This is a genomic window from Brumimicrobium oceani, from assembly GCF_003143775.1.
Taxonomy (GTDB): domain Bacteria; phylum Bacteroidota; class Bacteroidia; order Flavobacteriales_D; family Crocinitomicaceae; genus Brumimicrobium; species Brumimicrobium oceani.
Genome location: NZ_QFRJ01000008.1, coordinates 36,946 through 57,791, shown reverse-complemented (window position 1 = coordinate 57,791; position 20,846 = coordinate 36,946). Strand labels below are relative to the sequence as shown.

The 20,846-nt window shown below is 36.5% G+C and carries 16 protein-coding genes; 4 read left to right on the top strand and 12 right to left on the bottom strand.

The window, feature by feature from the left end:
* Positions 1–151 precede the first annotated feature (151 nt).
* The 5 genes from DIT68_RS10785 to DIT68_RS10765 all read right to left on the bottom strand — a co-directional run bounded on the left by DIT68_RS10785 (position 152) and on the right by DIT68_RS10765 (position 11,311).
* Entirely contained in the window at positions 152–3,466 is a 3,315-nt protein-coding gene (locus DIT68_RS10785; protein WP_109359815.1) for a GEVED domain-containing protein, read from the bottom strand.
* 215 nt (positions 3,467–3,681) lie between these two features.
* On the bottom strand, positions 3,682–6,474 hold the full coding sequence (locus tag DIT68_RS10780; RefSeq protein WP_158276168.1) for a GEVED domain-containing protein: 2,793 nt from the start codon (positions 6,472–6,474) through the stop codon (positions 3,682–3,684).
* 357 nt (positions 6,475–6,831) lie between these two features.
* On the bottom strand, positions 6,832–9,300 hold the full coding sequence (locus DIT68_RS10775; protein WP_199223417.1) for a TonB-dependent receptor: 2,469 nt from the start codon (positions 9,298–9,300) through the stop codon (positions 6,832–6,834).
* Between the two features lie 258 nt (positions 9,301–9,558).
* Positions 9,559–10,011 carry an SRPBCC family protein gene (locus DIT68_RS10770; protein ID WP_109359813.1) on the bottom strand — a complete coding sequence of 151 codons (453 nt, stop codon included), beginning with the start codon at positions 10,009–10,011 and terminating at the stop codon, positions 9,559–9,561.
* 364 nt (positions 10,012–10,375) lie between these two features.
* Positions 10,376–11,311 carry a mechanosensitive ion channel family protein gene (locus tag DIT68_RS10765; protein WP_109359812.1) on the bottom strand — a complete coding sequence of 312 codons (936 nt, stop codon included), beginning with the start codon at positions 11,309–11,311 and terminating at the stop codon, positions 10,376–10,378.
* Between the two features lie 286 nt (positions 11,312–11,597).
* On the opposite strand from DIT68_RS10765, the gene DIT68_RS10760 reads away from it, so the two are divergent.
* The 3 genes from DIT68_RS10760 to DIT68_RS10750 all read left to right on the top strand — a co-directional run bounded on the left by DIT68_RS10760 (position 11,598) and on the right by DIT68_RS10750 (position 12,950).
* The gene (locus tag DIT68_RS10760; RefSeq protein WP_109359811.1) at positions 11,598–11,750 is read left to right on the top strand and encodes a YqaE/Pmp3 family membrane protein; all 153 of its coding nucleotides are present in this window, start codon (positions 11,598–11,600) and stop codon (positions 11,748–11,750) included.
* 97 nt (positions 11,751–11,847) lie between these two features.
* On the top strand, positions 11,848–12,630 hold the full coding sequence (locus DIT68_RS10755; RefSeq protein WP_109359810.1) for an SDR family NAD(P)-dependent oxidoreductase: 783 nt from the start codon (positions 11,848–11,850) through the stop codon (positions 12,628–12,630).
* Positions 12,631–12,698: 68 nt separating this feature from the next.
* Complete coding sequence (locus DIT68_RS10750) at positions 12,699–12,950, top strand: DUF1841 family protein (protein WP_109359809.1); 252 nt, start codon at positions 12,699–12,701, stop codon at positions 12,948–12,950.
* Here DIT68_RS10750 and DIT68_RS10745 read toward each other — a convergent pair whose 3' ends face one another.
* The 7 genes from DIT68_RS10745 to cyoE form a co-directional block, all read right to left on the bottom strand.
* Entirely contained in the window at positions 12,951–13,496 is a 546-nt protein-coding gene (locus DIT68_RS10745) for a DUF420 domain-containing protein (RefSeq protein ID WP_109359808.1), read from the bottom strand.
* Positions 13,486–14,172: an SCO family protein gene (locus DIT68_RS10740; RefSeq protein WP_109359807.1), complete on the bottom strand. Its 687-nt coding sequence runs from the start codon at positions 14,170–14,172 to the stop codon at positions 13,486–13,488. Before DIT68_RS10740 ends, DIT68_RS10745 begins: the two co-directional genes overlap by 11 nt.
* Positions 14,135–14,779, bottom strand: a complete 645-nt coding sequence (locus tag DIT68_RS10735) for an SCO family protein (protein ID WP_146194191.1) — start codon at positions 14,777–14,779, stop codon at positions 14,135–14,137. Before DIT68_RS10735 ends, DIT68_RS10740 begins: the two co-directional genes overlap by 38 nt.
* Before the next feature lie 69 nt (positions 14,780–14,848).
* Complete coding sequence (locus DIT68_RS10730) at positions 14,849–15,205, bottom strand: cytochrome C oxidase subunit IV family protein (protein WP_109359805.1); 357 nt, start codon at positions 15,203–15,205, stop codon at positions 14,849–14,851.
* A 47-nt stretch (positions 15,206–15,252) separates the two neighbouring features.
* Positions 15,253–16,329, bottom strand: coding sequence for a cytochrome c oxidase subunit 3 (locus tag DIT68_RS10725; RefSeq protein ID WP_233244186.1), 1,077 nt, complete (start codon positions 16,327–16,329; stop codon positions 15,253–15,255).
* A 26-nt stretch (positions 16,330–16,355) separates the two neighbouring features.
* Positions 16,356–17,414: a cytochrome c oxidase subunit 3 gene (locus DIT68_RS10720; RefSeq protein WP_109359804.1), complete on the bottom strand. Its 1,059-nt coding sequence runs from the start codon at positions 17,412–17,414 to the stop codon at positions 16,356–16,358.
* Between the two features lie 43 nt (positions 17,415–17,457).
* Positions 17,458–18,324 (bottom strand): heme o synthase, encoded by an 867-nt coding sequence (gene cyoE, locus DIT68_RS10715; RefSeq protein WP_158276167.1) that lies wholly within the window; start codon positions 18,322–18,324, stop codon positions 17,458–17,460.
* Between the two features lie 298 nt (positions 18,325–18,622).
* Between cyoE and DIT68_RS10710 the strand changes: the two genes are divergently transcribed.
* Positions 18,623–20,677, top strand: coding sequence for an acetate--CoA ligase family protein (locus DIT68_RS10710; protein ID WP_109359802.1), 2,055 nt, complete (start codon positions 18,623–18,625; stop codon positions 20,675–20,677).
* The last annotated feature ends 169 nt before the right edge of the window (positions 20,678–20,846 follow it).

Sequence of the window (20,846 nt, the reverse complement as noted above, 5' to 3'; positions counted from 1 at the left end):
TAAATTATTTCAACAACCCAAAATTATGAATTTTTTTTGATTTATCCCTAAAACTGTCTGCGGAAAACAAAGTAAAGCAAAAAGCGCCCCTCTAATGAGGAGCGCTTTTGTGTTTTTTGATTGATGATTGAACAATCATCAGTTTTTATAATTATTGCTTCACTACTTTGAAAGTCCTCTGACCTTCTCCATTGTAAACTCTTAACGTATAAACTCCTTTCTCAAGGTGTGTAATTGTTAATGAAGCTTCAGAAGCGTTGTTTAACTCTTTATTTTCAACGAGTACAACTCTACCATTTACATCTAACATCTCTATTTTTAAATCAGAGGCATTAGAAGGATTTACGATATTTAATTGACTTGTTGTAGGGTTTGGATATACTGAAATATCAGTAAACAATTCTTGACCTATGGACAATTCATCACATGTTCCATCCACTGTAATCGTAACAATTGATGTATCTGCTGGACAAACGCCATTATCAGCAACATAGAAGTAATTGTAATTACCTGGAATTGCTTGTGCTTTTGGTTGTGAGTTTGGAAGTGCAGTGTTTGAGAAATCGAACCACTGTCCACCATTATCAACATTTCCGCTTAACGCTCCAAACAAATCGATTGGTGCATTCATACAAAGTGTATCGGCTCCATCAAACCCTGCTGATGAAGGTCTAAATACGTTGATTGTTGCGAATGTAGTGTCATAACACACAGCTCTTTCAACATAGAACACATCATAAGAACCAGCTGGTAGCAGAGAAACATAGAATGTTGAATCATCCAAGAAGTTAGGCTGATCTGGGAAGGACCATTCTCCTGTACCATTTGGTTTTACAATAATGTTATCATCTAGATTAACCATGCTGTCTAATCTACAAACATCAAATGATCCATCAATTCCGCCTAAGTCGCTACAATCATCAATTCTTACTTCATCCAAAAGAATGTCGTTATAGAAAGCCGTATTCGCTACTGACTTATTTACCATGAATCGTACTTGAATAATGTTGTTTGAGTATGCACTAAGGTCATAATTTACAAACTCCCATTCTGGACTATCTCCCATTAAAGTATCAAGTAAGTTCCAAGAAGTACCATCAAATAACTCAACGATTAATGGAACATTATCACCAGGGTTGTTTGTATTGTTACTGAACCATTCGAATGACAAATATGGAATTGTTAATTGAGAGATATCAATTTGAGGCGTAATGAGCATAACACTATCTCCATAAGGTGAGTTTCCATCTACTTTTGTGAACTCTCCCGCATTTCTTCCATTATTTGCTGCACCATAATCTCCTTGATCATTAAAATTCCAGAAGTTGTTTGTGCTTGTACTCGTGTTTGAAGAGATATTCTCCCAACATTGTGGTTGAGTTGCATTATTGAACCCTTCATAGAATGGTGCCACAGCTATACCACAATCCGTATACATTGAGAATGGACCTCTCCATGCAGCATAGTCTCCACCGCCACAATCTGCTTGAATGTAAAAGTCATACTGAGAACTAGGGCTTAATCCTGTAATCGTATATGGGTTAGTGGTAACAGTATCAAATGTACCTGTACCTGGTGTAAATCCAGCAGGACCATATTCAATAATCCATGATGTAGCTGTGTTTAATTCAACCCAGTCCAATTCAATAGAAGTTGTTGAAACATTTACGGTATCGATATCCATTACTGGAAGACAAGTTGGAGGAGTAATTACTTCCATCATGAAGTCTGCAGCCGATCCCCAAGTTTCACTACTACATGGTAATGGGTTTGAACTTGAACCATATTCACCTCGCACTCTTACGCGGTAAGTTCCTACTGGTGTTCCCGCTGGAATTGTAACCTGCTGTGTATATGAACCAGGGCCACCTGAAGCAGAGGACACTAATTCTGTAGCGTGATCGAATACGAAATCGCCATTCCAATCTACCCACATTCTTGTAACATAAGAGTAATTTGTTGGACTATAAGCGGTACTCAAATCAAAAGTCATCGTTTCATAAACCTGCATAGTCTGTGCTGTTTCATCCGTGTACCCATTAGGCGAAGGGAATGATGTTGCTGTATGCGAAACATCTGCAATGGCTCCTACAGTTTCAATTAAAGAAAGATACTCTGATGTACTTGTATATACTGGTAAACAATAAGCATTTGAGAACACATATGGACCAGACCAAGTACCTTGAGTAGAACCTCCACAATCAGCCCTTACATAGTATTCATAATTTGTGTTTGGCGTAAGGGTGGCAGTGTAAGGGTTATTTGAAGTATTCGCTGCGCCTAATGAATTTCCAGTTCCAGGAGCAAATCCTGGTGCTCCGAACTCAATATCCCATGATGTTTCACTTCCGTTTGCCGTCCAAGATAAATCTGCTGAAGTTGAAGTGATATTTGCCACACCTAGGTTACTTGGTGCATCGGCATTTCCAACAACAATTACATAAGAAGGACTGTCATCACCATTTGCATCTTTCGCAACTACATCATAAGTTCCTACTGCTAAATTAGTTGGTATTGGTCCAAAAGCACCACCATCAACAGAGTAAGTAAACGGACTTGATCCACAATTTGTAGTTGTTAAAGCAAAAGATCCATCGCTACCGTTATTGCAAGAAACATCAATTCCATCTAAAACTACAGATACTGGGTCAATAGATACAGTAACCAAAGTTCTATTTACACTTTCACAGCCTGGAACACCAGAAGAAACATAAAAGTCATAAGTTCCAAATGTAGCAGTTGGCATAACACTAGTCCCAACAGTTTCAAAAGGATTAGTTGTTCCTAGAACGTTACCTCCTGTTGGGGCATCATACCAAATCGCAGCTGTTGGAATAGCTGAGGTATAGTTAACTGTACCATTATAACCTCGATTAGCATTTAAACCACCAAAAGGGGAGCATAAACCGGCTCCTGAAGTTATAGTGATGTCTCCGTTAGTAACAACATCTGGAGCTGATATAGTTGTATAGCTACCATAGTAGTTGATAAAAATACCGAAAGTCACTCCTGGTGGAATGACAAAATCAATCACATCAATATTTTCAAATGTACCACCTGCGCCAGTAACTGGATAAGTTCCAGAAAGTGTCCAGTTAGCAGCTACTGTTTCAGAACCAAGATAAGTACCAGTTTTGTAATAAACTGAAGCAGTTGGATTAACAGTTGTGTTTAATAATACATCAAGCGATGTGATTGAAATGTCGTATGCACTATTGTTAGTAACATCAAACATTACTCCACCACCACAACCATTTCCTCCATTTTGGTTTGTAGTTGCTAATGAACCTGGACCTCCTGTTGTGGTTTCAGCGGTAATCATAGCGGAGGAAACTCCACTACAAAAGTTAAACACGGAAGGATTCGCTATCGGATCGTTCGGTGTTTGTGGACATTGAGCATTCGAGTTTATCCCAAATGTTAAGGATGCAAATAATAGCATTCCTTTGAGTAAAGTTTTTTTCATAAGTTTTTGTTTTAGTCATTTAATGCTACGAATATAAATTATTATTATTCTAAACAAGAATGTAGAACGTTAAATTTCAGAAGATTTGACTGGTAATTTCTTTCAATTAGCGAATAAACTTTTAAAAACAGTTGATTTATGCCACAATAATCCAAACAAAAAAGGAGATGCAAATCAATGCATCTCCTTTTTTATTTCACCTTTTTATGAGTGTTTTACTGCTTCACCACTTTGAAAGTTTTTTGACCTTCATTATTGTACACTCGCAAGGTATACACCCCTTTTTCAAGGTGACCGATTGCTAATGTAGCATTTGATGCATTATTTAGTGCTTTGTTTTCAACCAACACTATACGTCCATTCATATCTAGCATTTCAACCTTCAGAGAAGCTGTGTTAGCTGGATTAGTAATGTTTATTATACTTGTAGTTGGGTTAGGGTAAACTGAAATATCAGTAAACATTTCTTCTGCAACCGACAAGAAATCACAATCTGCTTTTACATCTACTTCAACAATTGCTGTATCGGCAGGACAAACCCCGTTGTTTGCAACATATGTATAATTATATTGACCTGGAAGGTTTTCTGCTTTAGGCTGAGAATTTGGAAGTAAAGTATTCGTGTAATTAAACCACTGACCACCCATATCTACATTACCAGATAACGCTTCGAAAAGATTAATTGGCGCATTTTTACATACTGAAATTGTTCCATCATTACCTGCAGAAGATTTTCCGAATACATTGATTGTAGCGAAAGTTGTATCATAACAAACTGTTCTTTCAACATAGAAAACTTCGTATGAACCTGTTGGTAAATAGGTCACTGTTAAAATTGAATCCTGTGTTAGGTAGCTTGGCTCTCCTAGGAATGACCATTCTCCGCCACCGTTTGGTTTAACAATAATGTTATCATTCAAATTAACCGTATTGTCTAATCTACAAACGTTTAACACACCATCAACTCCACCAAGATCACTACAATCATCAATTCTCACTTCATCTAAAAGAATATCGTTGTAATAAGAATAGCTCGTAGTCACCGATTTATTTACCATGAAACGAATTTGAATAATATTATTAGAATATGCACTCAAGTCGTAGTTTACAAATTCCCAATTTGGGCTATCGCCTTTTAGTGTATCAATAAAGTTCCAGCTATTACCATCAAACAGTTCAATGATCAAAGGAACATTATCTCCAGGATTGTTAGTGTTGTTACTGAACCACTCAAATGATAAAAATGGATTATTCAATTGAGCAATATCAATTTGTGGAGTAACCAACATCACACTATCAGCGTAAGGAGAGTTCCCATCAACTTTCGTGAATTCACCTGCGTTTCTTCCGTTATTAGCTGCACCATAATCTCCTTGGTCATTAAAGTTCCACGTGTTATTTGCACTTGTACTCACTGTTGATGAAGTGTTGTCCCAACATTGTGGTTGAGCAGCATTATTAAAGCCTTCATAGAAAGGCGCAATAGCAATTCCACATGCAGTATAAACAGAGAATGGACCTCTAAAAGTACTTAAGTCTCCATTTCCACAATCAGATTGCACATAGAAATCATACTGCATACTTGGATTTAAACCTGTAACTGTAAATGGATTACTCGTAGCCGTTACCATTGTCCCCGTACCAGGAGTAAATCCGCTGATACCATACTCAATATTCCATGAAGTAGAACTGTTTAATTCATTCCATGTTAACTCAACAGCGTTTGTAGTTGTGCTCACTGTATCGATATCCAATACAGGTAGACAAGATGGAGGAGAAACTATTTCTAAAGTATAATCTTCAGCTTCTGCACTACTTCCTGAACAAGCACTAGGCGTACTTCCTAAGTAATCAGAAACTACTCTCATTCTGTATTGTCCAACTGGTGTTCCTGCAGGAATCATTACCGAGCCAGAAGTAGGCATTGAAGTGTACCCTGAAGATGTGTAAACTTTTTCTGCTGGACTAAAAACAAAATCATTGTTTAGGTCAACAAAAATAGAAGTCCCATAGGTTGAAGTATTACTCGCTTCGATTGTGAAGTCAATAATTTGAGTTTCATAAGCTTGTAAAACAATCGCTGAGAAATCAGAATAACCTGCAGTAGTTGTTCCAGCTCCAGAGTTCAAGTTACTAATGTCCTGAACTGCACCCGTTGTTGTGAAAGAATTGATGTGTTGAGGAGAAGAACTTGATATTGTAAAATCACAATAATTATTAGAGAAGAAGAAAGGACCAGCCCATCCACTTAAATCACCGTTTCCGCAATCAGACTGAACGTAAAATTCAAAATCTGACATTGGTGTTACTGTAAAAGTGTAAGGATTACTCGTAACTCCATTTACTATAGTTCCATTTCCAGGCACAAATCCAGCAGCTCCATACTCCACGTTCCAAGATGTAGCTGTATTAATTTCTGTCCAACCAATCTCTGCTGAAGTAGCAGATAAACTTGAAGTATAAATGTTTTGTGGAGGCAAACAAGATGGAGCAGCAACTATTTCAATAGTATAATCTTCTGCTTCAGCATCTGATTGTCCACATGGTCCAGGAGTTCCTCCTCCTAAATATGCTGCAATAACTCTCATTCGATATTGCCCCATTGCCGTTCCTGCTGGAACCGTGAAGGAATTAGACAATGGCAATGATGTGTAACCTGTTGTTCCGTAAACTTTTTCAGCCGGGTCAAAAGTAAAGTCATTGTTCCAATCAATAAAAATTGACACTCCATAAGTAGAAGTGTTACTCGCTTCTATTGTGAAATCAACTGTTTGCGTCTCATAAGACTGTAAAACAGTTGAAGTAAAATCAGAATAACCAGGTGTTGTAGTTCCTGGACCTGATGCTACGTTATTAATATTGGCAATAGCTCCCGTTGTTACAAAGTTATTAATGTGTTTAGGAGAGCTTGATGTTATGGTGTAATCACAATACGTTTGTGCATTAAGATTTGAGCCAAATGCAAAAGCACTGAAAAGCATCAAACCTTTAAGTAAATTTTTCTTCATGTATTTTTGTATATAGTTTATAATTGGATCCAAACATAGCTTTAAATCCATGTTTTAAGACTGTAAAATTGTTAAAGATTTGAAAAAGATTTACACTTCTAAATGTTAAGTATAGCTTGGATTACAGAGCTTTTTAGTAGGTTTTTTATCACACAAAAACGCATTCAAACCAGTAACTATTTGAGCACATGACTAGTAGGGTGTAAAAACGTTTTAAAACGGTATGGTGAAAGCAATAAAAATTTAAAACTTTAGCTCTAAACACCCTATTATTAAAAATAGAAAAGGGAGTTCCCGAAGAAACTCCCTTACTCGTTCAAATAGTTAACTTTAATATCTGATTTGAAAAGCCGATTTTTATAATTTCAACAACAATCTCACCATAAAATTGGTTCCAGCTTGAGGATAATAGAAATTTTCTTGTGTACGGTCTCCTCCTACAATATAAGAGAAAGTATAACCATTGTTTTCATACATTTCGTTGAATAGGTTATTAATTCGGCCTCCGACTGTAATTTCTTCAAACCCTAATGATTTGAAAGAATAAGAAAGATCTAAATGACTCACAAAATAAGCATCTAGCGCTCTTGAATCTTCAGAAGTATTGTCTAAATATTGTTTTCCAACATACTTATTAATCAAACTCACTCTTACACCTTTTACAGGAGCATAGTTTAATGACAAACCTGCAATTATAGATGGAGAAAATGCCAAATCAGTAGTTCCATATTCTATAACCTCCTGTGGAATAGTGTTGAAAGAAGCATCATAGCTATCCACATATTCCGTGAAATTTTCAATTTTATTTTGACTTAATGCAAGATTTCCTGTTATCCCCAATTTTTCATAAACTTGGTAACCTCCTTCTATTTCTAATCCCAAACGGTAACTTTCATCAACGTTTGTTCTTGTATATCCACCAACATCATTGATTTCGCCTGTTAACACCAACTGGTTTTCATATAACATGTGGTAAATGTTTGCATTTAAGAATGCTTTTTTGTGTGTTAAACGATAACCGGCTTCAAGATTATATAAAACTTCATGCTCTGGTCTGTTGGCAATGGTCTTTTCCCTGAAATCTTTTCGAACTGGTTCTCTGTTTGCAATTGCATAGGAAGCATAAACAGAATGATTTCCGTTGAAACGATAAGACAAACCTGCTTTTGGATTCATAAAATTGTAAAACACTCTTTGGTCTAGATTAATTATTTGTCCACTTACTTCGTCGATACCTTCAAATTGATAATCGATGTGGCGGTATTGTGCATCAGCGAAGAAGGTAAACTTTTTCCATTGGTAAGTTGCTTTTGCATATAAGTTTCCGTCATATTTTGTAGAAGTATTGTCATAATATTTATCCCCCTTTTGATTGTCTGGCATATACTCTGCCCAAATAACATCACCAAAATGGTCACCAACATATTTGTTAATTCCTCCACCCAAAACGAGCTCTAATCCTTTATTACCTTTGTAATTAAAGTTGAAAATTCCTCCACCAAAATGATTATCTAACCATCTTCTACGAATTAAATCCATCCTGTCAATTGAATCCCCATTCACAACGATTGGCGCGTATCCATATTTTGAGAATTTATCATCTGTTTCATAATTTTCATAATAACCTAAACCTCTCGTGTAATGCGCTGCTGCCTTCATGTTCCAGTTTTTGCTCAATTGATAAGCATAGTGTAATTGATAATGATCTTGTTGATAATTGTCAGTTTCGTTTTCATAGGTATATGCGTTGTAAGTTCTTCCTGAGTTCAAGAGGTTTTCTACATCTGAATCCGACAATCCATTTCTGCCGGCGTAGGCTATCATTTCTTGTTCGTCTCCATTTACTCTACTTTCCGGAGTTCCATACCAAGCTTGGTACGTTTTTTCTTTCCCACTAAAAATGTTTAATCTCAAAGTTGATTTCTTACCATGATAAGCTCCCGAGAGAAAATAAGATTTCAAATCTGCACTTGCACGATCGATATAACCATCAGATTTTATACGAGACAGACGCGCATCTACAGTAAATTTATTATTGATCATTCCTGTTCCTACATTCACAGAATTTCTGATTGAATTAAAAGAACCACCAGAATTGTCAATTACAGCGTACGGCTTTTGTTGGAGTTTATTAGTGGCAATATTGATACTTGCTCCAAAAGCACCACCTCCATTTGAAGAAGTCCCAACACCACGTTGTACTTGCATACTTTCTACCGATGAAGAGAAGTCTGGCATATTTACCCAAAACACGCCTTGAGATTCACCATCATTCATAGGGATTCCGTCTACGGTAACGTTGGTTCTTGTTGGATCAACCCCTCTGATTCTAAACGATGTATATCCGATTCCCGCTCCGGCATCTGACGTTACAACCGTTGCAGGCATTGATTCTAGCAAATACGGTAGGTCCTGACCATAATTTTGTTTTTCAATGTCCTCTGCGCTAATGTTGGTATAAGTCGTAGGTGTTTTCTTGTTCGCACGAACGGCCCTTACATCAATTCCTTCCTGCATGAAGAAAGTTGAATTTAAAGAGAAATTAATCACTTGATTTTCCTCTAAAACAATTGTCTTCGTTAGAGTTTCATAACCGAAGAAACTTGCTCTTACATCATAGGTACCACTTTTTAGATTTTTGATGGTATACTGACCACCTGATTTGGAAATAGTTCCGGTGTTTTTTCCTTTTATACTTACAGTTACACCTTGGAGGGCTTCACCATAATCATTTTGGACTTTACCAGAGATTTGAAGTTGTGCGATTGCACTTGATGACAACAACAAGGCCGCTGTCAAGGCTTTCATAACATTTCTTGCTTTCATGCTTTTAAACATTTAACAAGAATCAGGGGCTAATTCTTGGATTTAATAAAAAATTCGAATTAACACTATTGTTTCTTAGTCATCTTCCCGCCGCAGGTACTAACCTGATCCGGTTCAATGGGTATAATCTCAGTCTAGACATTTATCGCCTGGACACCCCTTAGAGACGCCGCAAAGGTAGGATTAAAAATGAAAAGTGAAGAATTAAAAAATGAAAAATTGAAATCCTAAAATACGACGATGTATTTTGAAAAAGAATTAGACTCTGAATATCTCCTCCACCTTTTTATTTCTGAATTCAAATATCTCTTTCACTTTATTTTTAACGAATAAAGCGTGAGCAATTTTCCCAAGAAAGCCGAGCGGTAAAACATAGGTTAAAATGTCTTCCATTTCTACTCCGCCTTCAACGACTTTGAAATGATGTTCATGGTGCCAAATTTTGTAGGGACCTTTTCTTTGTTCATCCACGAAGTACTTTAAATCTTCGACATGAGTAATTTCGGTAATCCAATTCATGGGAATTTTCATGATTGGAGTCACAGTATATTCTATCATTAAACCTTCATACATTTTCTCCGGAATTTCATTTTTCACCAGAAACCCCATGTATGGAGGTGTAATTTTCTTCAAATTATTCGGCGATGAAAAAAAATCCCAACATGTTTCTATATCTGTAGCGATGAACTTCTTATGTCTTAGTTGATACATTTGTGTTTTCTTTGGGAATAGAACAGATAGATCAGGAATTTGTTTAATCTTTAATGCTTATCGGTAACTTTACCAGCTATTTAATATACTACAATAAAAAGTACTCTCTATTAATCAGGCCAGATCCTTCCAGGGTTAAAAATCTTAATTTTCAACCCTGATCAGGATGACAGTTGTAGGCGCTCTAGCGCTTTTGCTTTTCCCCTCTCACTTAAAATATGACCCTAGCTTAATGTCATCCTGAAGCGGATTTCTTTTTTCAACTGGTTGGAAATAGAAATTTGCGAAGGATCTTGTTAGTTTACCGCTGAATCAAATTATGGTTGGCTTAGACATATTTACTGGTAAAGTATCGGATAGGCATTTAATCTTCAATTTTATCCACCTCTTCATCATCGTCTTTAGCAAAACGAATTTTAAAGTCTTTTTCGGCACCATACAATTTAACTTCTTGAATATCTGCCGGCATATAGAATCCTGCATTCTCAAGTGCTTCTTTCACATTTCGCACCACGTTACCTTTTGTTATAATGGCGCTTTTCCTGAAGTCTTTAGTATCTACCCAAAAATACACTTTCAGATTTACGGTACTTGTAGCTAATTCGTCTTCAGTAACAAAGTTTTCATGTTCTTCATCTTCCATGACATTGGGTTCTGCTCTAAGCGCCTTTAAAATTACGTTTTTGGCTTCGTTAATATTATTCTCATAAGCTATTCCTACAATAAAATCCCAACGATAAAAACCATCTTCAGTGAAATTAGTCACTGGCTTTGTTAACACATCACTATTTGGAATGTAAACATCTTTACCATCGAAGGTTTTTATTTTTGTATAGCGAAATTCTAATGATTTTATTTTTCCAAAGTTTTCTCCTATTTGCACCGTGTCATCTACATCATACGGTCGGCTAAAAGCTAGAATTACACCTGCAATAAAGTTTTCTCCAATATCTCTAAATGCAAATCCTAGAACCAATGCACTTGCTCCTGCTGCGGTTAAAATTCCTGAGGCGATATATCCTAAACCAGCAGCTTGCAGTCCAATCATAGTCGCAATTAAAACAAAAGTTATTTTAATTGCTTTTCCCAGGAACTTACTCATCAAAGGGTCTTGCGTTCTTTTAGAAATCCGTTTTGTAGCAAAATTTCCAATTACCGTTGCTATTAATACGCCCAAAATTATGATTAGGAGTCCTAATCCAACCCCAGGTAGCGAGTGGATAAACCGATTAAAGAATTCTAAAAATGATTGTTCAATAGTAGATACCGTTGCTTGATTCTGGATAATTTGTTTGGCCATAATAATTGCGTTTGAAAATAAATTGCTCAATAATTACTTCAAAATATCAAAATTTTATTGATTCATTTCTGATAATGTTAAGATTTTAGAAATATTAACCTCACTAGAATTCGACTCATCATGAGCAACACACACAGTTATTCTAGCAAACACCAATAAAGACGGGAGACTATAAATTTATGATCACTCACAAAATCTTGAAAACAACATTTACAGAAATAACCTAAGCACAGCGCCATTTGGATTTTTTTCTTATTTGCAGGTGCTTAAACCAAAAACAACTATTATGTCTTTACTTATGATAATTTTGAGTGTATTGCTGCCACCATTGGCGGTATTTTTAAACCATGGATTAAGTGGAAAGTTTTTAATTAGCCTTCTCCTTACATTGGTAGGGTGGGTACCAGGAGTAATTTATGCCTTTTACGTAAACCAATAAGTGTAAGCATAAAACATTGATTACTAATAAAGAACTATTGTAGATGATTAGGAATTCCATAGATGGTTTCCTATTATTTTATTAAAAAGAAGGAATAATGTCACAGAAAAAAACTGCACTAATAACAGGAGCGAGCAGCGGAATAGGAAAAGAATTTGCCCATATACATGCAGAGAAAGGAGGAGATTTAATCGTTGTCGCCAGAAGCATCGATAAATTAAACGAGCTTAAAAAAGAACTGGAGACAAAACATAAAATCAGCGTAATGGTCATCCAAAAAGATTTAGATAGTGCTAGCGCAGCCCAAGAAGTTTACGATGAAGTAAAAAGTATAGGGAAACAGGTAGATTATCTAATCAATAATGCAGGATTTGGTGGATTAGGCCAATTCAACCAGCGAGATTTGGCAAATGACATCGCCATGATTAATTTAAACATTACTTCTTTAACGGCATTAACACATCACTTCTTACAAGATTTTATCCAAAAGAATAAGGGAAAGATTCTCAACGTTTCCTCCACCGCTAGTCTTATGGCCGGTCCTTATCAAGCGGTTTATTATGCAACAAAAGCTTATGTCACCTCTTTTAGTAATGCAATTGCAGAGGAATTAAAAGAAACAAACATCACCATTTCTAATTTAATGCCCGGCCCTACCGCTTCTGAGTTTGGAAAGCTTTCAGGGATGGATAAAACACAAATGTTCAACAACCCCGTGAGTGCTAGGAAAGTAGCCGAAGACGGATACAATGGGATGCTTAAAGGACAGTTGGATGTTTTGGGAGGTTTAAGTTTAGGACAAAAACTAATGTTTAAGCTAATTCCATTACTCCCCAAAAAAGCGTTATTGAAACAAGTAGGAAAGATGCAGGATGTTTAAGTACTGTGTAGATAAAAAATCAAATTAATTTCCGATATAGACATAAACTCCCTAAAACAACAAAGAATATGGAAGAGAATGAATACATGAAAAATGCAATCTTTGATACAATTGAGAATCAGATCCGTCAAAATGACCCACCTCAAACAAAAAAAACTTTGGAAAGGCTAAAGAAGGAAGGTTATGATGATTTTAATGCTAAAAACATGATCGCCCACTGTTTAAGCTTAGAATTTTACGATGTAATAAAAAACAAGAATACCTTTAATCTTGAGCGCTACGTAAAAAATTTAGATAGATTGCCGAAGGAACCAGAATAACTACCCTTCCAAACCATAAAAAGGCGAAATCATGATATAAACCACAACACCAGTTACGGCAACATACAGCCAGATTGGAAAGGAGAAACGCGTCCATTTTTTATGTTTTACAAAATCACCTTGCCATGCATAGAAATAAGTGAAAAGCACCAAGGGAACTACTCCTACACTCAGTACTATGTGGGAAATTAAAATTGTGTAATAGATAATTGGAAATTGTCCTCCGTAGCTCGTACTATCCGACGTAATGTGATAAATGATATAAAGCACTAAAAACAATAAAGAAAAACCAAGGGATGTTTTCATTAAATTTTCGTGCAACTTATACTTCTTGTTGGTAACAGCTAGTAATGCACTCACCAACAAAACCGCCGTAATTCCATTAATAGTTGCATAAACCGAAGGCAAAAAAGAAAAATCCATTCCTTCTGGCTTTATCTTAATTTCAAAAAGTAAGGCAACTGCCAAAGGAATAATAATTGAAAGGGCCAAAATCAATTTCTTAAAGGATTTGATTTGCGCAGGTGTTCTCTCTTTAGTTTGCATTTAGTAATTTTTTAGCGTCAATAATAAGTTGTTCTCTACTCTCTGGCTCTAAGCCATCATAAACTCCACGGATATGTTGGTTTTTATCTATCAAAACAAAGTTAGAGCTGTGAGCAAAACCACCTGGCGCTTGCTCATCGGCATTGGCGTGAATTTGAAAACCTTCAATCCCCAATGTATGAGTTTCCTCCTCGTCTCCGGTTAAGAAAAACCAATTTTCTGAAGTAACCTCATGCCTTTTTCTATATAAACGCAACCTTGCCGGAGTATCTCTGTCTGGATCTATAGAAAACGAAAGAATATTAAAGTCTTCACTGTAGTCTGATAAGCTATCACTTATTCCACGCATAGCTTTGGTCATAGGTGGACAAATAGTTGGGCAATAACTAAAAAAGAAATCCACTATCCAAACTTTGTTATCGATGTCCTGCGAACTTAAGACCGTAGAATCTTGGGTTAGGTATTCCCATTTTGGAACTTTGTGGAAAATTGTATCTCCAATTTCATAGCCTTCTACAGCCTCATAGACCACATCATGATGTCCAATATAGGGGAGATTTACTGAGTTTTGTCCTGCTTTGTCGTTTGAACAGGCTGTAAATAGGGAGAACAAGAAAAGTGTAGTAAAAATTAAATTTCTACTTTTCCTCGTTTGAATTTCTGGCATCTTTATCATACTGCTTCTGTAAAAGTGCAACGTGTTGCTTAAAATCTCGAATTAATCCTTCTTGATTTCCTCTTCTAACAAGTCGTAATTGGTTTTGTTTATCTACAATCAACATTGTTTCAAGGAAAGACTTTCCTGCAAAAGTACTATCAGAAGTTGTAGAGTATAGATTAACACCATTGTTTTCGATGTCATAGATTTGCTTAGGATCGCCTGTTACAAGATTCCAGATTGTTGAATCGTAACCTTCAATCATATCATTCATGGTGTAAAGTAACTCGTCTATATTGTCCACGGGGTTACCATTTTCATCGGTAACCACAGAAACGATTTTCACATGGCCCAGACTCTTTTGGTTTTTTCTGTAATCTTGATATATCTGAAGATTGAATTTAAAAATATCAATCGCACAGTTTTGAGGACAAGTGGTTTGAAGAGTAGTAAACAATGTAACTTTTCCTTCTTGCGTTTTGTTGTTGACCACTTCACCATTAGCGCCAATAAACTCATAGTCTGGCATTTCGGAATAAACCGGCAATGTTTGGAAATTGTGTTCACACTTCCCCATTGTAATCGTGATTAGGATTACCGCCGGACCAAAAACCACTACCATCATAAGAAGCGGCTTAAAAAAACCGCCTCTCTTTTTTTTATTTGTCAAAACAATATGTTTTTATGGGAGTAACTACATTTTTGCAGCAACTGCAGCACCTTCAGTTAACCCTATAAAAATAAGGTAAGCCATAAAAATAAGGTAAGGCAGAAGTACAATCCATTTCAAGGCCTTTTTTTCGTCACCTAAGTGCATAAAGGTCATTACGATGTAGGCTGCTTTTAAAACTGTCAATACAATGAAAAGAACTTTTACTGTCAGCCACATATCACTACCTTGTTTTACTAGAGCACCCAAGAGTACTTCTACAGCAGTAACAACTGAAAGAATAAGTGTAACTTTCCAAATCTTTTTTCTTAATTTCTTCCCTTCCTCTTCTGAGTGATGGTTATATAAAGAATATTCTATAATGTCGTCTCTTTGTTCCATTTTATAATATATACAAGTGAATAACTGTTGATACAATAAAAGTTATATCAAATTAAGTAGAAGAATGTAAATACAAACACCCAAACTAAATCGACAAAGTGCCAATAAAGTCCACCTTTTTCGACCATTTCATAATGACCTCTTCTGTGGTAAGTACCTTTTAATACGTTAATAAAGATAACGATATTAAGAATAATCCCTATGGTAACGTGGAAACCGTGGAACCCTGTTACGAAGAAAAAGAAGTGACCATAAGTTTGTGGCCCATATTCATTTTCATCAAGGTTAGCTCCATAAACAACATTCCCTTTGGAAAGTGCCTCGTAATAAAGTGCAACGGAACCTTCTTCTTCATTAATGCGTGTACTCTCGTCTGCTGCAACAGAAACTGCATGGTTATTTCCAGCTACTTTAACGATTAGCTCTAAATTTTTGTCTGCTTCCTTATTTACTTTAGCCACAGTTCCATCGTGCAAGGTAATCAGCATTGCACCTGCAGTTCCAGACAAGTTTCTTTTTGCTGCAGCATGCTGAAATGCGTGCATTAAATCTCCGTCTTCCTTAGTGATGTTATCGTTGGTGATTAATTCTCCAATTCCAGCATAATGAGCACCAGGCTTCACAATTTCGAAACTTTGAATTTTACCAAAATCACCCTTAGCTGTGGCAATGGAACCATCGCTCAACTCTACTCTACCGAATTTTGTTCCGTGAATGAAGTGTGACCATTCCCAAGCTTGAGAACCAACGAAAATAAGTCCACCTAAAACAGTTGCAAGCATCCATTTCGTTACTCCTTTTCTGTCCATTCTGTGACCTGCTTCAACTGCAAGCACCATAGTTACCGAACTAATAATTAATATAAAAGTCATCAACGCCACATAGGCCAATGGATAACTACCTTGTAAAAATGGTAAAGCATCAAAAGTTTCTTCACCAATTGGCCAAGCCCCTCCGTAAGAGTACCTTGTAAAACCATAAGCGATTAGGAATCCTCCGAATGTTAATGCATCCGAAACAAGAAAAAACCACATCATTAACTTACCGTAACCTACGCTAAACGGGGAACCATTTCCGTCCCAACCGACATTAGCATTAATTTCATTTGAAGCGTGTCCTGCCATCTCTCAATTATTTATTGTGTGCGAATTTAATGAATAAAAAGTAAAAATAGTAATAAATATAACCATAAAACGCCTAAAAAGTGCCAGAAGATAGATCCAGCGCCTAGGGACATGGCCATTTTATAAGCATTTTCTGCTGTGTATGAACGAACTGACATCACAATGAGCATGATTAATCCGGCCACCACATGTAAAAGGTGCAATATAGTAATTACATAGAAATAAGCAGTACTCATATCTTTATTCCCTCGTAATAGTTTGTTCTGAAGGTTTGCACTAAGCGGCTTTCCTTTATACATTAAGGTACGCTCTTTATAGTCGAGCTCATTTCCATTATAGAATAATTTGAAATCTTTCCCCATCTCTCCCTGCATGAAAAAATCTGCTCTATCATCCCTAATATTCTGTGCTAAATCTCTTAATCTCCCAAAATCTAGCTCTTCTAATCTTTCTCCATTTGGACGAATAAATTCTCCATCTAAAAATGTTAACGGCTCACTTTTGTATAAAAGTGTAAATTCACCATAGTCGATGTTTTTACCCTTTAAATCGTTTAAAGTTGGAACTGTGAATTGATCTGCAAAAGCTTGTAAACGTTTTTTGTCCTCACCTTCCAACTGTTCATCATTAAAGTAATACTGATTATTATCTACCGTTAGATATTCTCCATCTTTCTTGATTTCAAAATAATCTCCGTAACGTCCATCATCTACTATAATATTGGTTACCCAATGCGCTCCACTCTTAACCAGTGCTTTGTATCCTTGAAATTGAAAAACTCCAAAGCCTATACCTAACATCAACGTCAGAACAACCAGCATTCTGGCACGAGAAACATTTCCCGCCTTGGCTGCTCTTGTGGCTCCAAACAGAACAATACTACTTAACACGATGAGTGCTGTGCTTATAAAAAATGCTGTTGGTAGGTCTACTTTTACCCAAAAGCTTCCACCCATGGATACAATGTAAGCTGATGTAAAACCAGCAAACATCATACTAATACTAACACAAACGATCCAAACTAAGTTTCTTTTAACTTTCGCTTGTACTTCTCTTGGATATGAATCGTCGAAATTCTTTTTCATGACTTATTATTTATTTTCTTCCTTCTTAAACGTATAATTCGAACTATGTAAAAAAGAAATATTTATCAATGACATAGACAAACTGGATCAAAGGTAAATAAATGAATGATGCAAACATTAATTTTTTAGCGTCTTTGTCATCTAATGTCAAATACAATTTATAGGCATACAGGAAGAAAATTAATCCTAAAATTGAAGCCGCCATAACGCTAAAAGGACCTACAAAATCAAGAACCCAAGGAAAAAGCGAAAAAGGGATTAATAAAAGTGCAGAAAGCGCAATTCTAAATGCAGAGGTTTTTGATTTCCCCGACATTGAAGGCAACAAATAAAAATTAGCTTTCTGATAATCCTCATGTGCAACCCAAGCAATGGCCCAAAAGTGAGGTAACTGCCATACAAATTGAACAAAAAACAATGCGCCTGGCATAGCTGAAAATTCATTTGTTACCGCAATAGCTCCCAACATTGGTGGAATTGCACCAGGAAATGCACCCACAATTACCGCCCAAGGTGTAACTTGTTTTAGTGGTGTATAGATAAAAGAATAGGAAACATAGGCGACTAATCCCAAAATCATGGCGTTGAGATTGAGCTGAAATAGCATCCAGGAACCCACTGCTAAGGAAACAACAACAACTGTGTAGGCTTCTGCAAGACTCATGGAACCGCGTGGAAGCGGACGTTTTTCGGTACGCAACATTTTTTTGTCGAGTTCCTTTTCCCATATTTGATTACTCCCGTTACTTGCCGCCGTTACAAGAAGTCCACCCACTAAAAGGTAAAAAGCTTCCATCCATGTTCCGCCACCAGCAAATAGAAATCCCGACAAGGCAGAAATAATCACAGAAAATGATAACCTAAATTTGGTAAATAGTCCGTAATCTTTAATTTTTGAATTCTTAGCCATAACCTTAAAACAGGTTTTCATTTAAAATTGTGCGACAAAATTAGTGAATTAACTGACAATTGTAATCTTTTGAATCCGAAATGAGCCGAAATAAATGATTTTTCTCAGTAAAAAGCTTTAAACTGGATGATTTTATCTTTTATTCAACAGATAAACATAATTTAGGCTCTTGTTTTTTATGAACGGAAAAATATATTTTCATCTAAAAAAGAATACGGTTATCTTTTGACCTCAAACAATTTTACAAAGCTGAAAAGGGTTAAACAGACTTTATATTCAAGCTAAAATTTATACTAAAATGATTAATTCCCAACTTATATCACCGCGTAATATTATTGTTGTTGGCGCATCAATGAACGAACAAAAACCAGGAGGTAAAGTAATTCTCAACCTGCTAGAGGGTGGATTTACAGGTGAGATTTATGCGCTGAATAAAAAACCAATCGACATTCAAGGTGTAACTCATGTTGAAGAAGTTCAAAATTTGACCGAAACAGTTGATTTAGCCATTTTAGCTGTGCCCGCCAAAGTGTGTGTGAAAATCATAAAAGAACTTATTGAAACGGGTACAAAAGCATTTATAATTTATTCAGCAGGCTTTTCGGAAGCTGGCGAAGAAGGAATTCAGTTAGAAAAGGAATTATTAGCTCTCATTGAGAATGCAAATGCTTCACTGATTGGACCCAATTGCATTGGTGTAATCAATGAAAACTACAAAGGAGTTTTCACTTCTCCTATCCCGGAATATGACCCTCAGGGTTGCGAGTTAATTTCTAGCTCAGGAGCAACAGCAGTGTTCTTTATGGAGGCAGCAATTTTAAATGGCTTGCGTTTTTCCAACATTTATTCAATAGGAAACGCTTCTCATATTGGAGTGGAGGAAGTATTGGAACACATGGATCAAAATTTTGATCCTGAAACGAGTCCAAAAGTAAAACTACTTTATTTGGAACAAATTAAACATCCTTTCAAATTTTTAAAACACGCCACTTCGCTCATCAAAAAGGGATGTAAAATCGCCGCCATAAAATCTGGATACTCTGAAGCCGGAGGAAGAGCCGCCTCTTCACACACAGGAGCTTTAGCTACTTCTGACACAGTGGTGCGCGCTTTATTCCAAAAAGCAGGAATTGTTTATTGCAGTTCGAGGGAAGAATTAATTGCCGTTGCAAGTGTTTTCCAAACCAAACCTTTAAAAGGAAAAAACATAGCCATCATTACCCACGCCGGAGGATCCGCAGTTATGCTTACCGACGCACTTTCTTCAAAAGGTATGCAAATTCCACAGTTGGACGCCAAAGACACGGCAGAATTATTAAAACAACTACACCCTGGCTCTTCCGTAGATAATCCCATAGATTTTTTGGCTACAGGAAATGCCAAGCAATTGGGACTAATTATTGATTTCTGTGATCAACATCCACAAATTGATGGAATGGTCGTTGTTTTTGGAAGTCCCGGCTTGTTTAATGTAAAAGACGTTTATGAAGTTTTAGAGGAAAAGATGAAAAGCTGCAAGCATCCTATTTATCCAGTATTGCCATCAGTCATGAACGCCAAAAACGAAATTCAATCCTTTTTAAAAAACGGCAGGGTGAATTTTGCAGACGAGGTGGTTTTAGGCAATGCCTTAGCCCATGTTTACTCCATGCCCAAATCGGATTACTTTGATGTGGAGCTGCCCAAAATGGACATTGTAAGTATTCGTGGAATTATAAACGCATCCAAAAATGGCTTCTTAAACGCCAACGACGCCGCTGACTTAATGAAAGCAGCAGGAGTGCCTATCGCCCAGCAATTCACTTGTAAAAGCAGTCAAGAATTAAAGACAATTCAAAAAAGCATTCAATTCCCATTGGTAATGAAAGTCGTGGGTCCTGTTCATAAAACAGAGGTTAAGGGAGTTCGTTTAAATATAAGCTCACCCGCAGAGATGGAAACCGCTTTTGAGGAGCTAATGGCAATTCCAAAGGCGACAAGTGTTCTAGTACAAGAAATGATAAAGGGGGAAGAGCTATTTGTGGGATCTATAAAACAAGGAGAGTTTGGTCACTTGGTGATTTTTGGTTTTGGAGGTATTTTCCTAGAGCTTCTAAATGACACGGTTTATGCCTTAGCTCCATTGGAAAAACACGAGGTGAAAAACATGATTCGTTCATTAAAAGGCTACCCAATTATTGAAGGCTACCGAGGAAACCCACCATTAGACGAGGAAAGATTTATAGATATTATTGTACGTGTAGGTGCTTTGGTTCACATTGCTCCAGAAATTCTAGAGTTAGATTTGAACCCATTATTAGCGACCAAAAACAGCGTTAAAGCAGTAGATATTCGGGTAAGAATTGAGAAGTAATGAATAGTATTGAACTATTATGATAAGTTGCACTTTACGTGTAATCATTGATTAAGATATTAAACGGAGGGCAGCAGCTTTAAATCGTTTGCTGTAATATAGACCAAAAAATACTGATTAAGGTCATATACTTTCCTCATCTACTATCTATAGTTTATTTTAAATTTGC

What these genes read in the sequence shown, in the direction of transcription:
- DIT68_RS10785 (WP_109359815.1), bottom strand. Translation starts at nt 3,466, where the DNA reads ATGAAAAAAACTTTACTCAAAGGAATGCTATTATTTGCATCCTTAACA.
- DIT68_RS10780 (WP_158276168.1), bottom strand. Translation starts at nt 6,474, where the DNA reads ATGAAGAAAAATTTACTTAAAGGTTTGATGCTTTTCAGTGCTTTTGCA.
- DIT68_RS10775 (WP_199223417.1), bottom strand. Translation starts at nt 9,300, where the DNA reads ATGAAAGCAAGAAATGTTATGAAAGCCTTGACAGCGGCCTTGTTGTTG.
- DIT68_RS10770 (WP_109359813.1), bottom strand. Translation starts at nt 10,011, where the DNA reads ATGTATCAACTAAGACATAAGAAGTTCATCGCTACAGATATAGAAACA.
- DIT68_RS10765 (WP_109359812.1), bottom strand. Translation starts at nt 11,311, where the DNA reads ATGGCCAAACAAATTATCCAGAATCAAGCAACGGTATCTACTATTGAA.
- DIT68_RS10760 (WP_109359811.1), top strand. Translation starts at nt 11,598, where the DNA reads ATGTCTTTACTTATGATAATTTTGAGTGTATTGCTGCCACCATTGGCG.
- DIT68_RS10755 (WP_109359810.1), top strand. Translation starts at nt 11,848, where the DNA reads ATGTCACAGAAAAAAACTGCACTAATAACAGGAGCGAGCAGCGGAATA.
- DIT68_RS10750 (WP_109359809.1), top strand. Translation starts at nt 12,699, where the DNA reads ATGGAAGAGAATGAATACATGAAAAATGCAATCTTTGATACAATTGAG.
- DIT68_RS10745 (WP_109359808.1), bottom strand. Translation starts at nt 13,496, where the DNA reads ATGCAAACTAAAGAGAGAACACCTGCGCAAATCAAATCCTTTAAGAAA.
- DIT68_RS10740 (WP_109359807.1), bottom strand. Translation starts at nt 14,172, where the DNA reads ATGATAAAGATGCCAGAAATTCAAACGAGGAAAAGTAGAAATTTAATT.
- DIT68_RS10735 (WP_146194191.1), bottom strand. Translation starts at nt 14,779, where the DNA reads ATGATGGTAGTGGTTTTTGGTCCGGCGGTAATCCTAATCACGATTACA.
- DIT68_RS10730 (WP_109359805.1), bottom strand. Translation starts at nt 15,205, where the DNA reads ATGGAACAAAGAGACGACATTATAGAATATTCTTTATATAACCATCAC.
- DIT68_RS10725 (WP_233244186.1), bottom strand. Translation starts at nt 16,329, where the DNA reads ATGGCAGGACACGCTTCAAATGAAATTAATGCTAATGTCGGTTGGGAC.
- DIT68_RS10720 (WP_109359804.1), bottom strand. Translation starts at nt 17,414, where the DNA reads ATGAAAAAGAATTTCGACGATTCATATCCAAGAGAAGTACAAGCGAAA.
- cyoE (WP_158276167.1), bottom strand. Translation starts at nt 18,324, where the DNA reads ATGGCTAAGAATTCAAAAATTAAAGATTACGGACTATTTACCAAATTT.
- DIT68_RS10710 (WP_109359802.1), top strand. Translation starts at nt 18,623, where the DNA reads ATGATTAATTCCCAACTTATATCACCGCGTAATATTATTGTTGTTGGC.